Source organism: Chryseobacterium sp. S90, assembly GCF_047444895.1.
GTDB lineage: Bacteria > Bacteroidota > Bacteroidia > Flavobacteriales > Weeksellaceae > Chryseobacterium.
This window is the reverse complement of sequence record NZ_JBLGCX010000004.1, coordinates 363,549-379,279: the sequence shown is the minus strand read 5'-3', so window position 1 is coordinate 379,279 and position 15,731 is coordinate 363,549. Positions and strand designations below refer to the sequence as shown.

Here is a 15,731-nt window from a genome sequence, read left to right as displayed (position 1 = left end):
GTTAACAATATTCTTTTAAAGAGCTATAAATCATGTTAAGGTACCAGCCTGATTACTCTGTAACCGGTGTTTACATAAGCACCATTAGCTTTAGATTTTACAAACTCAAATTTTGTAGCAAGCTGAGTCTGAACTTTATTCATCTGTTTAAAGATCTCGCCTTTTTTATTTTCTCTGGTTAACATGTCGTTGACTACATCAAAACCTACGATAGCATATTTTGGAGGAGTTTTACAGTATTTGCTTTTGTAAGCAGCCAGAATTTCTTTTTCAAAACCACCCTCTGTATTGATCTTTCTGTCCATAAGATATACCAGACTTGCCTGGCTCAGCTCGTCAACTTTTTTCTCAAAAGTCGGAGAATAGAACATACTAAATGCTTTCACTCCTTGTACTTCTTTAGAAATAGCAATAATTCTGTTGGCAAAAGCATCTCCTGCTGCATTATCATCATTGGCCAGAATGGCAATAACCGGTGCAGACTGACCTGTCATCATATTCTGGTCGGGCTGAATATCTGCCGGAGAGTTGACAATAATAATATTAGGGTTTTTTACCGCTTTTTCAAGCCCTGCTTTGATGTAATTGGCATTTTCTTTCTTAGCATCTGCCACTACATATATTTTCTGGTCAGAATAAATTCCTTTTACTTCTTCTACAATCTTATCAGCATACGTCTGATTGTTGGTTTCAACGATAATAAGATTACTGTAGTTATATAATTCCGGAGTGTTGGCAAATGGTGCTACAATAGGGATTTTCTGATTTTTGGTAAAATCAAGAACATCAATTACATTAGATTTAAAGAAAGGCCCTATAATAAGATCTGTATTATCTGGATTGATTTGCGTCAAAGAGTTTTTGAATGACGCTTCATTTCCTGAATCAACGATTTTGATATCCAGTTTTTGTCCACCTCTGGCATTTCTTTCAATAGCAAGTTTAGCTCCTGTTAAAAAGTCAAGTGCCATTGTTCTGTACTGAGTTTCGTTTGTACTGTATCCGAAAGGAAGCATTAGAATCACACTAAGGGCATCACCGTTTTTCTTAATATATGCTGCGTCCTGCTTTTTGATCTTTAAAACCATTCCGGTTTTCAACCCATGAGAAAGGTCCGGATTAAGAGCAATAAGTTCATCGATAGAAACACCGAATTTATTCACGATGGAAAATACAGTATCTCCTTGTTGAACGGTATAGGTTACATAATCATCTCCTGCAGCAACATTAGAAGAGGTAGTTGATTTCTCATTACCTGAATCCATTTTTGCTTTTGGATTTGTTGGCTCAGCAACGCTATCTGTGTTTGTATTAGTGTGGGATGTTTTTATTTTAATGGTTTCACCAGGTTTAAGGCCTTTTTCTTCCAACCCTGGATTTAAAGCATAAAGGTCCTGCTGGCTGATGCCAAACTGTTTTGTAATTCTGTAATAATTATCTTTAGCCTGTATCACATAAGATTCTCCTTCTACAGCAGTAGTAACCGTTGTAGGTGTAATTGTAGTTATGTTTTTTTCTACAGCGGGTTCAGCATGTTTTTCTGCTGTTATAGCCTGTTGCTCACCTCCATATTTTTTAATGCTGGCAAGAGGTAATGTGATCTCATCTCCGATTTTCATATGAGAATCCAGTTCAGGATTCAGCTTTCTCAAATCAGTTTCAGAAATTCTGTATTGTTTTGTAATGCCATAAATCGTTTGTTTTGGCTGTAAAACAATTTTACCCAGAGAAGAAGTACTTGTTGTTGAAGTTACTTTTTCTGCTGGGGCCGATTTTGTCACAACCGGAGTAGCTGCTTTATCTGATTTTATAGTTAAAACATCTCCGATCGCCAGTTTGCCATCTTTATGTTTTGGGTTTAGCTTCAGCAATTCATCTACAGTCATTCCATACTTTTTTGCAATGTTGTAAGGATTGTCACCTTGCACAACCGTATGTGATTTCTGGGCTGAAACTCCCAAAACCATACATAAACTGGATAGAATAAAAAACCTCTTTATCATATTCGATAATTATAATTTACAAAAATACTTCTTTAAAATTAAATGGCAACAATTATTAATTTTGAATCTTGAACCACCATTTCTTCCAAACAATTTTCAAGCCACGAATAGCCATAATCTGAAAAGAATACACTAAAGTTATACACTCTTTCCTGCCATGTTTTTGCGGGATGAACATCTAAAAACAGATTTTCAAGTCTTTCCAGCAATTCATTCTGTTTTATTTTTTCAGCATGAAGCAGACGTTTTTTCATTCTTTTAAATGATTTTAATTGTCGTACTTCTTCTGCCTTTACCATATTTCCGAAAGATTTTTCGGTTGTTTCTGCTGAAGCTCTCAATGCAGAAAAATTGCTAACCAACAATTCCTCTTTCTCATCAAGTAATTGTAAAATCGGATTGTCTTTTAAAATTTTATGATTGGTAAGTACGGTAAAATTCTGGAAAAAATCTTCTATTTTAAGATCCAGTTTCTCAATTTTCCCTAATGTTTTCTCTTTCAGGAAAAGCATAGAGTTTCTTGGGATAAGTATAGGAAAAGGAATATTAATTTTTGAGAAATAGTCTTTAAGTTCCAGCCAATACATGATTTCGGCATTTCCTCCGATATAAGCCAGATTCGGCAGTACATTTTCCTGATACACTGGCCGCATTAAAGCATTAGGACTAAATTTTTCCGGATGATTTTCCAATTCAGACAGTATTTCTTCTTCTGTAAACTGAATCGTTTTATCTACGATGATGTATTTCTGTCCGTTAAATTCTATTCTGTCTCTGGTTTCAGAAAGATAGAATAGGTTAATCTCGCGAGGATTTACCTGAACCTTCCCATATCTCTCTGTCAGAAAATCTACTTTACTCTTAGATGTTTTCTGTAAACCAAAGTGAAGAAGTTCATCTTTAAAGATCTCCTTTATCTGATTTTTAAGTTCTTTAGAATCTCCATCCAGAATCAAAAGCCCAAATTCTGAAAAAAGACGATTGACAAGAATCTTAATAGCTTCCGTTAAAGTGTTTCCAGCTTTATAAGCTTCTTTCATCATTAAAATCAGCTCGGTTCCAAAAATAGAGTCTTTGAATTCTTTTTCAAATTCAGAAATAAAATAGGTATCGCCGATTTGAATTCTTCCAACCGGACCGCCTGATTTCTCATTGGTCTCGTAATAATTATTCTCGGTTTTAAAATGATTGATCTCTGCAAAATCATGATCTTCTGAAGCCATCCAATATACCGGAACAAAATTAAAATCCGGGAAATTTTCTTTCAGATAGGTACATGTCTTTATCGTCTGGAGAATTTTATAGACAAAGAAAACAGGCCCCGAAAACAGGTTCAATTGATGTCCTGTTGTAATGGTAAATGTATTAGGTTGTCTAAGATTTTCAAGATTTTCTCTCTGTTTTGAAGAAAGTGATAAGCTTGAAAGCTGGTTTTCGAACACCTCTGATAAAATTTCTCTCTTTCCTGATGAAAAAGAGTCTTTTTTCAGATGAATCTGTTGTTTAAAATGATCTAAAGAAAATGTATTATTTTCAAAACCCTCAATTTTCTGAGTCAAAAAATCTTTTACCAATTGAGGAATACTTTCTATATCGTTGAATGATATTTTATTTATTGTTTTCAACCTGTACAGTTTTTAGTTGAACAAATACCACACGATCCCGATATTCAATCTGAAATCATATACCGGATAATGTGGAAATGCATATGCTTTGTTATTGGAAATAACAGTTCCTATCTGCTGACCTTCTATGAAAAAGAACATCTTTTTCACTTTCATATTGATATAGATATCGGCAATAGGCTGTCCTCCAATTGAAAATGAATCTGCTCTTGGGAGGATATATTCGTTAAGAACAGGGAAATAATCTCTTGATGCAAACTTAGAGAAGTAATATACTTTAATACCTGCCTGAATTTCTGCTGCTTTTTTGAATGCCTGTGTCTGGTAGAAGAAATTAGCTCTACCAATAAAACCTGGCATAGGAAGCAATTCTTTATTCGTTAAAGTATTTTGGAAATGCACCCTTGTATTCAAATGGAATTTATTGAAGTTGAATGTAGCATCACCTCCGATCTGAGAGATATTCACAGAATTATCACTTTGCTTCGGATTTCCGTTGTTATCAAAATAAGTAAAGTTATCTATTCTGAAATAGTTGGCAAAAATCTCTGTTTTAAACCATTTCAAGTTGATGCTTCCTCCCACTTCCATTACAGACTGGTTCTTTGCATTTTCAAGATAATAATTGAAATTATTGTAAACAGAAGTATTCAACAAATAATTGAATGAAGGATAAGCACTTTGAAAGTTTACTTTAGCATTGACAAAATAATCTTTAATAGGTTCAAACTTCAGATTATTGGTTGTTTTAAGGTAGCTTTTAAACTGGCTCCCGTTTGAAAATTCAAGGAATGAATTCAGCTGGATTTTATCCCAAAGTTTTACCTGTAAATTTCCTACCGCTCCGATTCTGTTTTCTTTAAGTTCACCAGGAAAAGGAACACCATTTAGGGCAACAACATCTCTTATTCCCAATTTGATCATCTGATAACGTACACCAGCATCAAGTTTGAATTTCTCATTATTAAAAATCAAGCTTACCGTATTGCTGAAGTTTTCAGAATATTTTTTTGTAGTTAATGGGAAACCATCAACCAATTCAGTAGGAGCATCATACCAATAAGATTCTAAAGCTGACTGGTTATAATAATATTTATTCCCTTGATGAGAAATAATATGTCTTATGCTGAAAGGAAATTTCCCGGAATTGAATGGAGTGAACTGGTGGCTCAGATAGTATCTTCTGTAAGAAAACTGTGAGCTGCTGGATGCCAGATTCACCTGAGCATTTTGCCTGTTGCTATAATTACTGTCACCATTCATAAAAAGATTATCTTCTGTAATACCTCCACTTTCCTGGTTGTTTACATTCTGATGAAGATAGTGGGCAAAGATTTCATAGTTACCACTTTTTGAAATATAGTGCCCTGAAAATAAAGTATTATTATTAGCTGCTAATGAGTTTCTGTAAAGTCCCTGAGAACGAAGTCCCATATATTCAAGAGCAAAATTGAATCTTTTCCCAATATTCTGGGTATAAGTAGATGTTAAAGCCGCCCCGTTTCGCATTGCATTATGATAAACAAATGTAGCAGTAGGTGTTTTTACATCATAGTATTTCACGTCATTGGCCCCAATGATCATATACGATTTATTGGATGGCAGTAAAGATAGATTTTGCTCATCATTTACCTCAAATACAAGAGGATTGAATCCTGATCCTATATTGGCAGTCTGTACTCTCCCAAAATTATCTTTATTATTTTGTTGTGAAAAGATATAGGTTTTATCAAAAGTCATTACTGTATCAAAAACTTTTTTTTCAGAAAACTGAGTCTGATACAGATAATCATTAATAGTAGGCTTGAAAATTTTCAGGGAATCTTTTTTCCCGGAATCTATTACAAGAGTGTCTTCTTTTTTAGATTGAGGCTTTGTATCAGCTTTATTAACGACCTGAGCCTTGGCTACAAAACTTAAAGAGAAGAGTATGAAAAGGATGTACTTCATTATTCATTATTGTACAGCAAAAATAAGAAATAAAAGGACATAAAAAACCCCACAAGAAATGTGGGGTTTGAGATATTCTTTATTAGAAAAATTTTAATTTTTCACTAAGACAAATTTTTGACCACTAGCAGTACCAGCAGCACCTGAGAAAGTAAGTGCAGAGATATTTATACCATTAGTACAGAAGTTAACCGTCCCTGTACCACTTATATTCATGTCACCTGTAGTTCCTCCATAACTAAAAGGTTGATTGGAAGCTACTGTGATATTACCATTATTCTGAACAGTAACAAGCATGTAAGATGTAGTCGGGTTGCTAATATAAGGATTGTTTGTTGACAATATCTTAAATTGATTAGCAGCAGGGCCTGGCTGTATAGTAATCAGTGCTCCTGGTGAATAATCTTCCCAAGTATCCGTCACCACCTTGTACGTTCCAGTGAAACCTGACATGTTAAACGGACATTCTAATGAATATTTCAACGTGTGGGTCTGATTGAACGTAGCATTAGGCACTGACGAAGAAATCTTAAAAGTAATCACTTTTTGTGTTTCCAAAGCACCACTTTCTAATAATTGTATTTTAAAGCTTCCAACCTTTTGTCCAGCGGGAAGATTATCCGTTTTATTTACAATCTTAAAATCTACACCTTCTACTGCCGTAGAATTAGCGGCATCAACAGCAATTTTTACTTCAGTATTTTGTTTTGCTTCACTCAAAGTTGTATATGATATTGCAACCTCTTTAGATGTTGATCCTTTTACCACTGTTGCCTCTGAGCTTGTAGCACCAAAACTCACAAAATTATCTCCGTCATACACTGCATCGTCTCTCTCTGAACAAGCAGAGAAAATTAATGCAAAAATCGGAATACTTAAATATTTTAAAATTTTCATAGCTAAAATTCGCTTTTAATTAATATTAATAACCAGGGTTTTGTTGCACTTGAGGATTTAAGTTAATCTCCTGAACAGGGATAGGCAATGTATATTTATAGCTATTGTTCGGAAGGTTTGTAACTGTAACAACATCATCTGTTTGGTTTCTATCCATGGTAACACCTGCTGCAACAGCCAATCTTTTTAAATCGATGTATCTGTGACCTTCCAATGCAAGATCCACTCTTCTCTCTTTTAAGATATCTGCATAAGCTGCTGCTGACGAAGCATACACTGGAAGTGGAGCCGTTCCACTGCTGTATCTTTTCGCTCTTACTTGTTGAATTAATGTTGCTGCACCAGCAAAATTATTAGCAGCTGTTTCACATTCTGCCAAGATGAAATACATTTCTGATAATCTAAATACCTTTAAATCATTTCTTGTAGCAGCACTTGTTTTACCAGGATATTTGTCTACAACCAGCTGATCAGTATCTCTAGGAGAAGTACTTGTTAAATAATTAGGATCAATTATAGATGAAGGATCAACATATACCGATCTTCTAACATCACCTGGAGTTGTATTAATGATATTAAATAGGTTCCTTCCTAAAGCCCACATTGGATTTCCTGTAATACTAGAACTGTTGGTATTCCATCTTGTGCCGATTGAACTTCCGTTTCCTGTAGCTAATCTATTTAATGCGAAAATAATTTCCCCTCTTGCTGTATCATTCCACATTGTTGGATATGCTGAAGCAGCAGTTAATGACAATCCAGCATTAGATATTACATCCTGTGCATATTGCTTAGCTAAAGTTGTATTACCTCTGTAAAGGTTAAACCTTGCAGAAACCGCGTTTACAAATCCCTTATCTACATAAAATCTACCTGCTGGAGCATTATAAGCTAATATGCCTCTTGCATAGTCTAAATCTGCATTAATAAAATCATAAACATCTTGGTTTTTGCTTCTTGGAAGCTTTACATCAATTACCGGAACATCTTTTAGAAGCAAAACACCCAAACCATTAGGATCTTTCATATCCGGAGCGAAAAAAGTCTCTAATTGAAGATAGCAGAAAGCTCTTATTGCTCTCGCTTGCGCAATTATTGAGTTATATTGAGCTACTTCAGTAGGAGCTGGAGTAACTTTTTCTGCACCAGCAAGCAATCTGTTCACACGGTTAATTACCAAATAATGCTGAGCCCAAATTCCAGTTGTCAAGCCCGTAGTAGGATCTATAAAATAACGGTGTATTTCATACTCCTGACCACCACTACCTGCTCCCGGCTTTACCTCGTCAGTAAATACTGCAGAGAAATAGATATCATTATTAGTATCCATGTTGGCATACACAGATCCGACTAAATAATCATTCAGATTTGATACACTTGTAAATAAAGTGGCGTCATCCAGTAAACCTGGCTGCTCTATATCAATAGCATCTTTACAACTGTTTAAAGTAAAACCAACTGACGATAGACATACTGCTATCACTAATGCTTTTTTATATATTTTATTCATTTTTCTTTATTTTTAAAAATCTACATTAACCCCTACAGAATATGTTTTGGGATTTGGATATACGTTAAGTGAATACGTTGTAATCGGCTCCACATCAAAACCTTTCCATCCTGTGAAAGTATAAATGTTTTCAGCTTGTGCAAAAACCTTAATAGAATTAATTGGTAAATTACCTAATGCTTTTTTGTCGAAAGTATATCCAACGCTTACATTCTTCAATCTAACAAAATCAGACTTGAAAAGGAATCTATCAGAAGAACCTTCTAATGTTGAATTCACAGCTGATAAACTTGGCACTGTAGCGTTCGTATTATTTGGAGTCCAAGCATTCAACAGGTCAGCTGAAACGTTAAGTCCAGATGCAGCATAAGAAGGATTCATTACCCAAGAATATAGGTTATCATAAATATATCCTCCTTTCTGATAAGAAAATAAAGCGTCAACAAAGAAACCGTCATGTTGGAAATTAAATCCAAATCCACCTGTATACTTAGGCATAGGGCTTTTTCCTGTAAGTCTTCTATCACCTGCAGTTGGTGTTTGAGTTACATTTCCATTTTTATCTAAAAATAACTGCTCTCCGTTACTTGGGTTAACACCTAAATAAGGATAAAGCTGCCATTGATCTGCAGGTCCTCCAATACCATCAACAAAATCACCAGTAAGATCAGGAGCTTCCATGCTGATAATCTTGTTAGAGTTATACCCCACATTCCCAAATACAGATAGTTTTGTATTCGCTTTTCTTAGTATGTGAACTCTTAGTGATCCTTCAACCCCCTTGTTATCCATAACACCATTATTTCCTCTTAATGAACCTTGACCTGTAACATAAGTTACCGGAATAGAGTTAAATAATCTTGATGTTCTTTTTTGATAATAATCAAACGTACCTTCCACTAATCCTTTGTAGTTGAAATCTACCCCTAAATCAAGTTGTTTTACCTCTTCCCATTTCAAATTCTTATTTCCAAGGTTTGCCAAATAATATCCAGGTAAGCTTTGGTAAGCCGGAGCCGTAGTAGGATTCGGTCCATTATAATCTAAATATGAAGAAGGACCTACTGTTAATACATTGGTATTATTAGCAACTGTAAATAAGTTTTGGTTACCTGTTGTTCCTAGTGAAGCTCTTAGTTTCAATAAATTGAACCCAGATCCTTCCATAAAGTTTTCTTTGTCGATATTCCATCTTGCTGCTACAGACCAGAAAGTCTCCCATCTGTTATCTTTAGGGAATCTGTATGATCCATCTCTTCTTATCACCCCAGACACACCATATTTTCCTTGGTAGTCATAATCTACAGTTCCAAAATAAGCCAGCGTTCCTGCAGTAACTTTCAATGCACTTGCAGAAGGACGGTAGATATTTGGTGTAGCAGGGTTAAAAGGAACATATCCGGTTCCTGCGCCGAATTCCCAAACTAAAGGATCAAGACCGTTCTGCTGTTGAGTATAACTTTGCCAGTTTACTTTAATATAATCTAGATAAGCAGCAGCAGTAATAGTATGATCACCAAATGAATGGTTATACGTAATATTTGTAGTGGTATTGAAAGTTAAATCGTTTACTGTATTAAATTGCTCAAATCCACCATATTTTGCTCCTTGTCCTGCAGCTACTACTAAAGATAAATAACCGTTTGCAGCTCTTGCAAATTGTCTTTGATAATTTTTATAGTCAATACCAGTTCTGTTTCCAATACTTAAATCTGATGTAAGTTTGTAATTAGCACTTACGTTAGCTGTTAAGCTGGTTTCCGTAAACTGGTTTCTAATACCCCCCATGATATTATCATAAAGAATATATGCTCCGTTTCCGTTACCACTAGCCGTTCCAATTTGATTAAATAACCCCAATCCATTGCTAAATGTTGGTGCTGGTAAGTAAGGTGCAGAAAGCACTGTTCCAAATAGTGGATTCTGTACAGTGTTTGCATTAATAGCAGTATTGGTTTCGTCATCCAACTGATTTCTTTTAGAAAATCCTAACCCAATTATTGCACCGAAGGTTAGTTTTCCATCGCTGCTTTTTCCATTAAGGTTATTTCTCAGGGTAAATCTTTTGAAATCTGTCCCACGAATGTTACCTTCGCTATCAACATAACCTAAGGAAACAAAGTTACTTATATTTTCTCCACCTGCACTCACCGATAGTGTATGTTGCTGGCTCATACCAACTCTGGAAAACAGATCTCTCCAGTCTGTATTGGTAGTGAAATTATTTATATCATTTTGAGACATTGTAGCTCCTTTTCCACCTCCCGCATTTTTCTGAACCTGTAATAGCTGTTGTCCGGAAGACATATTATAATCCGTTTTAGGCAAAACAGAAAAAGAAGTTAATGCATCATAGGAAATTCTAAGCTTTGAGTTAAACTTACCACCTTTAGTAGTGATTACAACAACTCCGTTTGCAGCTCTGTTTCCGTAAATTGCAGTAGCCTGAGCATCTTTTAGGATACTAAAAGTGTCAATATCATTAGGGTTTAAGTTTCTAAACTGTGACCCAGATGTAATGATCCCGTCTATAACATATAAAGGATCCGTAGAACCATTTAGGGAACTAAGTCCTCTGATGATAATATTAAACTTACCAGAACCTGGAGATCCAGATGCCGAGTTCGCTACTATACCTGGCGCAGTACCCTGTATAGAGTTAAGAACAGAAATATTTGGTCTGTTCTCTAATGTTTCAGAACCAATGGTTACTGAAGAAGCACTAGATTTAGCCTTAGTAGATGTCTTGCTATAACCTAACACAACAATTTCATCAATTTTTTGTTCTTTGTCCTTTTTAGAACCTGTTGTGTCTTTTTGAGCAAATACTACCTGCCCTGTGAAAAATAACACACCGGCTGTCAGTACACGTAATTTAACATTCATATTAACAAATTTTAATATATTTAATGGGCAAATATGTTAATAAATATTAACATCTACAAATTAAACCCTCGTTTAAACTAAGCTTTTTTTAAATATTTCGTTTAAATCCTACATAAATCAAATAAGATTCCATAATAATAGATAGTTTTTATTATGTGAAAATTATTTTTTTCACGCATTTAGTTCGTTTTAACAAATTATTAATAACTTAAAAATTATTATTTAGAATTATTATAAATTAAGTAAGTCTAGAAAATAAAAATATCCCTTATAAAAAAGTGGTTTTCACATATTTAGGATATAAATATTTAAATTCTATATTGGAACCTTTTTCGTAGACTACAACTATAGTCCCAATTACAGTGTTACAGTAATATTTCAGAAAACACCATCTTTGAAGCACATACTCCACATTCCATCAAATTTAATGATATTAGCTTCCCTTACTATTATTTTTGAAGTAATAAATACAATTCCTCAAAAGAATAATTTATCAGAGTTTTATGAATTTAGAAATTTCAGTCCTTTTAAGATCAGTGCAAATTTAACTTTCTTTATTAATACCATAATAAAAATAACAAGAACGTAATAATCAAAGACAAATTATAAAGAGAAGTCTGAAGTACTAAAAAGTCAAACTTAGCTAAAAATGCGTATTAATTTGAACATTTTCAAATTGTTCAAACCATGTATTTTTTATTCTGACAAATATCCAAAATGTCATTTACACAAAATAAGTTAACAAATCCTAAAAGCACATTATAGCATTCATCATTTTTTACTAACTTTACCAAACAATAACCAGCTAATTATATAAATAATTAGAAATAACTTAAAAAATGAAAAAAATCTTATCCATCGCTTTATTTTTACCGTTTGTATTTGTAGATGCTCAACAGTCTTTAAACATAAACAACATAACCGGTAGCCAATCTGTCTTTGAAAGTGTAGTAGCTTCAGGAACCGGAGCTCCAATAAAATATGAAGATATACAAGGGTCTCCTTATCAATCACCACTTTTTCAAAAAGCTTCTGTGGGAGAAAAATATGGAAATATCGATGTGAGGTATAATGCTTACACTGATGATATAGAGTTTTTAAACAATGGAAAAATTGAAGTTTTGCCTAAACAGGACAATTTCTCCAGAATTGAAGTTCTTTCGTCAAAACAAGTTTTTGTTTATTTTAAGAACTCTACAGAACCGAAAGGTTACCTTACCGAGATTGCAAAAGGAAAAAATTCCGTTTATAAAAAGGAAAAAACTATTTTTAAGGATGCAGCTGCAGCTGCTAACACCTATCAGACAGGGAAACCCGCTATGTTTGTAAAACAAGATCCTGTTTACTATATAAAAACAGCTTCAGGAAGCACAAGTAAGGTGTCATCATTAAAAAAAATAACAAATCTTTTTCCAGAAAAAGAGAAAGAGTACAACACATATATTAAGTCTAATAATTTAAAATTTAATGATTCTGATATAGCTAAATTAGTAGATTTTATCAATCAATAATTAATAGATATTTAATGATTCTGAAACTTTATAAAAATCCGAGTATAATTTATTTATACTCGGATTTTTATATATCACATTTAGTTTACAACAAACAACATAGAGTCTCTTCAGCGTTTTGTATGTAATTTTTTTCTTCAAAACCGTTTCCTTATTTTAATTTTTAAAAGCATTTTGACATTACCAACCATATTTTAATACCCACAACCACAAATCTTTAAGAACACGGGTAATAATAAAAAATCCACCTCTTGTGAGGTGGATTTTTTTTATTTATTGCAACTATTAGTTTCAGACTAATAATATCATTTATTATTTCAGTTTCTTCTTAACCGCTACTTCTTCGTAAACCTCAAGAATATCTCCGATTTCGATATCATTATAACCTTTCAGGTTCAGACCACATTCGTAGCCTTTCGTTACTTCTTTAACATCATCTTTGAAACGCTTCAAGCTTTCAAGTTCACCATCAAATTTAACAATACCATCTCTTAATAGGCGTACTTTTGATTGTCTTGTAACCTTTCCGGTAAGAACCATACATCCGGCAATTGAACCAACTTTAGAAATCTTGAATACCTCACGGATTTCAACATTACCAATAACCTGCTCCTGAATTTCCGGAGAAAGCATTCCTTCCATTGCTTCTTTTACCTCATCTATAGCTTTATAGATTACAGAGTATGTTCTGATTTCAATTTCCTCACGGTCTGCAAGTTCTTTTGCATTAGCGCCTGCTCTCACGTTGAATCCAATGATAATTGCATCTGATGCAGCTGCTAAGTTGATATCGGATTCAGTAATCTGTCCTACACCTGAGTGAAGGATCTTCACGCTGATTTCCTCTGTTGACAATCTTTGTAACTGATCAGAAAGCGCTTCCACAGAACCATCCACGTCACCTTTAAGAATAATATTCAATTCTTTGAATTCTCCTAAAGCAATACGTCTACCTAATTCTTCAAGCGTTGTATGTTTTTTCGTTCTGATAGAAAGTTCTCTCTGAAGCTGTTCTCTCTTGTTAGCAATAGCTTTACCTTCACTTTCGTCAGCATATACACGGAATTTATCACCAGCTGTTGGTGCTCCATCTAAACCTAAGATTGTTGCAGGAATTGAAGGACCTGCTTCTGCAAGGTTTTTCCCTCTTTCATCTAGTAAAGCTTTTACTTTACCATGGTTTTTACCAGCTACTACATAGTCTCCAACTCTTAATGTTCCGGTTTGTACTAACATTGTAGCAACATAACCTCTACCTTTATCTAAAGATGCTTCAATAACAACACCGTTTGCAGAACGATCAGGGTTCGCTTTTAATTCAAGCATTTCAGCTTGTAATAAAACTTTCTCCAATAATACGTCTACATTATTACCAAACTTCGCTGAAATTTCCTGCGCCTGAACATTTCCTCCCCATTCTTCAACTAAAACCGGTGGGTTTAAGCCTGAAAGCTGTTGACGAATGTTATCAGGGTTTGCATTTGGTTTATCAACTTTATTGATCGCAATAATCATTGGTACCTGTGCAGCCTGTGCGTGAGCAATTGCTTCTTTCGTTTGTGGCATTACATCATCATCGGCAGCAATTACAATAATCGCAATATCCGTGATCTGTGCACCTCTCGCTCTCATTGCCGTAAAGGCTTCGTGACCAGGAGTATCTAAGAATGTAATTCTCTGACCGTTTTCCAGTTTCACGTTATAAGCACCAATGTGCTGTGTAATACCTCCGGATTCACCTGCAATTACGTTAGTTTTTCTAACATAATCCAATAATGAAGTTTTACCGTGGTCAACGTGTCCCATCACAGTAACTACCGGTGCTCTTGACACTAAGCTTTCTTCACTGTCGATTTCATCTTCGCTATCACCTTCTTCAAGATCAGCATCTGAGAATTCAATTTTATAACCAAACTCGTCTGCTACCAATAATAAGGTATCAGCTTCAAGTCTTTGATTCATGGTAACCATTACACCTAGTGAGAAACAAGCAGAGATTACTTCAGTTGGAGAAACATTCATCAAACTCGCCAATTCACCTACAGTGATGAATTCTGTTACTTTAAGAGTTCTGTCTTGTGCCTCAAGCTCCTGCTGACGCTCATCCTGCTCTCTACGGAAAGTTCTTTTGTCTTTTCTGTGTTTTGCAGATTTAGATTTACCTCCTTTATTAGTAAGTTTTTCTAAAGTTTCTTTGATCTGGTTTTTAACTTGCTCGTCAGTTAATTCAACTGGCATAACTCTTTGTCCAGGTCTGTTGTTCTGGCCGCCTTTTTTGAAGCCGCCTCCACCTTGTCCCTGACGGTTTCCACCACCTTGGTTGTTTCCAAAACGGTTTCCGCCTTGACCCTGGCCACCTTGACCTTGAGGACGATTTCCTTGTCCTCCCTGACCTTGACGGTTTCCACCTTGTCCACCATTGTTATTATGCGGACGGTTTCCTTGGCCTTGACCTTGTCCACCTTGGTTATTATTTCCTGAGTTTTGATTATTCCCCTGACCTTGTTGGTTATTCTGGCCACCAGGTTTTTCAATTCTCTTTCTTTTCTTTTTTGCTCCAGAACCTGGTTTTGGTGCAAATTGAGTCAAGTCGATCTTTTCTCCAACGATCTTAGGACCATCAAGTTTCTGATATACTGTCTCAATTTTCTGAGGCTCCTGAGATTCAGGCTCAGCCTCTACTTTTGGAGTTTCCACTTTTTTCTCCTCTACAACAGCAGGTTTTGGAGTTTCTTTTACTGGTTTCACTTCTTCTTTTTTCTCCTCCATTTTTGGCTTGTCTTTTTTCACAGGTCTGTTTCTAGATTCTATTTGAGACAAATCAATTTTATCCAAAACTTTAAATTCCTGCTTTTCAGGAGCTGCTTTAACTTCCGGCTGTTCTTCTTTCACGATTTCTTCTTTCTTTTCTTCAACCGGTGTTGCAACAGGAGCCACGGGAGCTGCAGGAGCTTCCTCAACTTCAGGCTTCTTAGGTTCTAGATCAATTTTACCTAAAATTCTAGTTTCTGGTTTATTTGCTTTAGCTCTTATCACTTCAGGGGTTTTCTTTTCTTCAATTTCCAGTTTTTCTTCCGGAACTTTAGTGATCACCACCTCATGGGAAGCCTTTCTTTGTTCGCCGTCTTTAGCAAACTCAGCCTCCAATGCAGAATATGCCGATTCTTCCAATTGAGCGTTAGGATTGCCTTCAACCTCGAAACCCCTTGACTGTAAAAATTCTACTAATCTGGACATCGAAATGTTGAATTCCTTAACCGCTTTATTTAATCTAATTTTTGGCATCTATATTATTTACTGTTTTTTAATTTTTAAAATTAAAGTATTTCCTTTTTACTGTTTATTAAAA

8 protein-coding genes are annotated in these 15,731 nt (G+C 34.9%); 1 reads left to right on the top strand and 7 read right to left on the bottom strand.

The features are described from left to right. Positions 1-35: 35 nt before the first annotated feature. The 6 genes from ACLMCG_RS13730 to ACLMCG_RS13705 all read right to left on the bottom strand — a co-directional run bounded on the left by ACLMCG_RS13730 (position 36) and on the right by ACLMCG_RS13705 (position 10,871). Entirely contained in the window at positions 36-2,003 is a 1,968-nt protein-coding gene (locus ACLMCG_RS13730; RefSeq protein WP_413959935.1) for a LysM peptidoglycan-binding domain-containing protein, read from the bottom strand. A gap of 38 nt (positions 2,004-2,041) precedes the next feature. Further along, complete coding sequence (gene bshC / locus ACLMCG_RS13725) at positions 2,042-3,628, bottom strand: bacillithiol biosynthesis cysteine-adding enzyme BshC (protein ID WP_413959934.1); 1,587 nt, start codon at positions 3,626-3,628, stop codon at positions 2,042-2,044. A 12-nt stretch (positions 3,629-3,640) separates the two neighbouring features. Further along, complete coding sequence (locus tag ACLMCG_RS13720; protein ID WP_413959933.1) at positions 3,641-5,578, bottom strand: putative porin; 1,938 nt, start codon at positions 5,576-5,578, stop codon at positions 3,641-3,643. 93 nt (positions 5,579-5,671) lie between these two features. Continuing rightward, positions 5,672-6,475: a hypothetical protein gene (locus ACLMCG_RS13715; RefSeq protein WP_413959932.1), complete on the bottom strand. Its 804-nt coding sequence runs from the start codon at positions 6,473-6,475 to the stop codon at positions 5,672-5,674. A gap of 25 nt (positions 6,476-6,500) precedes the next feature. Further along, positions 6,501-7,985, bottom strand: a complete 1,485-nt coding sequence (locus ACLMCG_RS13710; protein ID WP_413959931.1) for a RagB/SusD family nutrient uptake outer membrane protein — start codon at positions 7,983-7,985, stop codon at positions 6,501-6,503. A 12-nt stretch (positions 7,986-7,997) separates the two neighbouring features. Continuing rightward, positions 7,998-10,871, bottom strand: a complete 2,874-nt coding sequence (locus tag ACLMCG_RS13705; protein ID WP_413959930.1) for a SusC/RagA family TonB-linked outer membrane protein — start codon at positions 10,869-10,871, stop codon at positions 7,998-8,000. 839 nt (positions 10,872-11,710) lie between these two features. Between ACLMCG_RS13705 and ACLMCG_RS13700 the strand changes: the two genes are divergently transcribed. Further along, positions 11,711-12,382: a hypothetical protein gene (locus ACLMCG_RS13700; protein WP_413959929.1), complete on the top strand. Its 672-nt coding sequence runs from the start codon at positions 11,711-11,713 to the stop codon at positions 12,380-12,382. 312 nt (positions 12,383-12,694) lie between these two features. On the opposite strand, the gene infB is transcribed toward ACLMCG_RS13700, so the two are convergent. Beyond that, positions 12,695-15,667, bottom strand: coding sequence for a translation initiation factor IF-2 (infB, locus tag ACLMCG_RS13695; RefSeq protein ID WP_413959928.1), 2,973 nt, complete (start codon positions 15,665-15,667; stop codon positions 12,695-12,697). Positions 15,668-15,731: the final 64 nt, after the last annotated feature.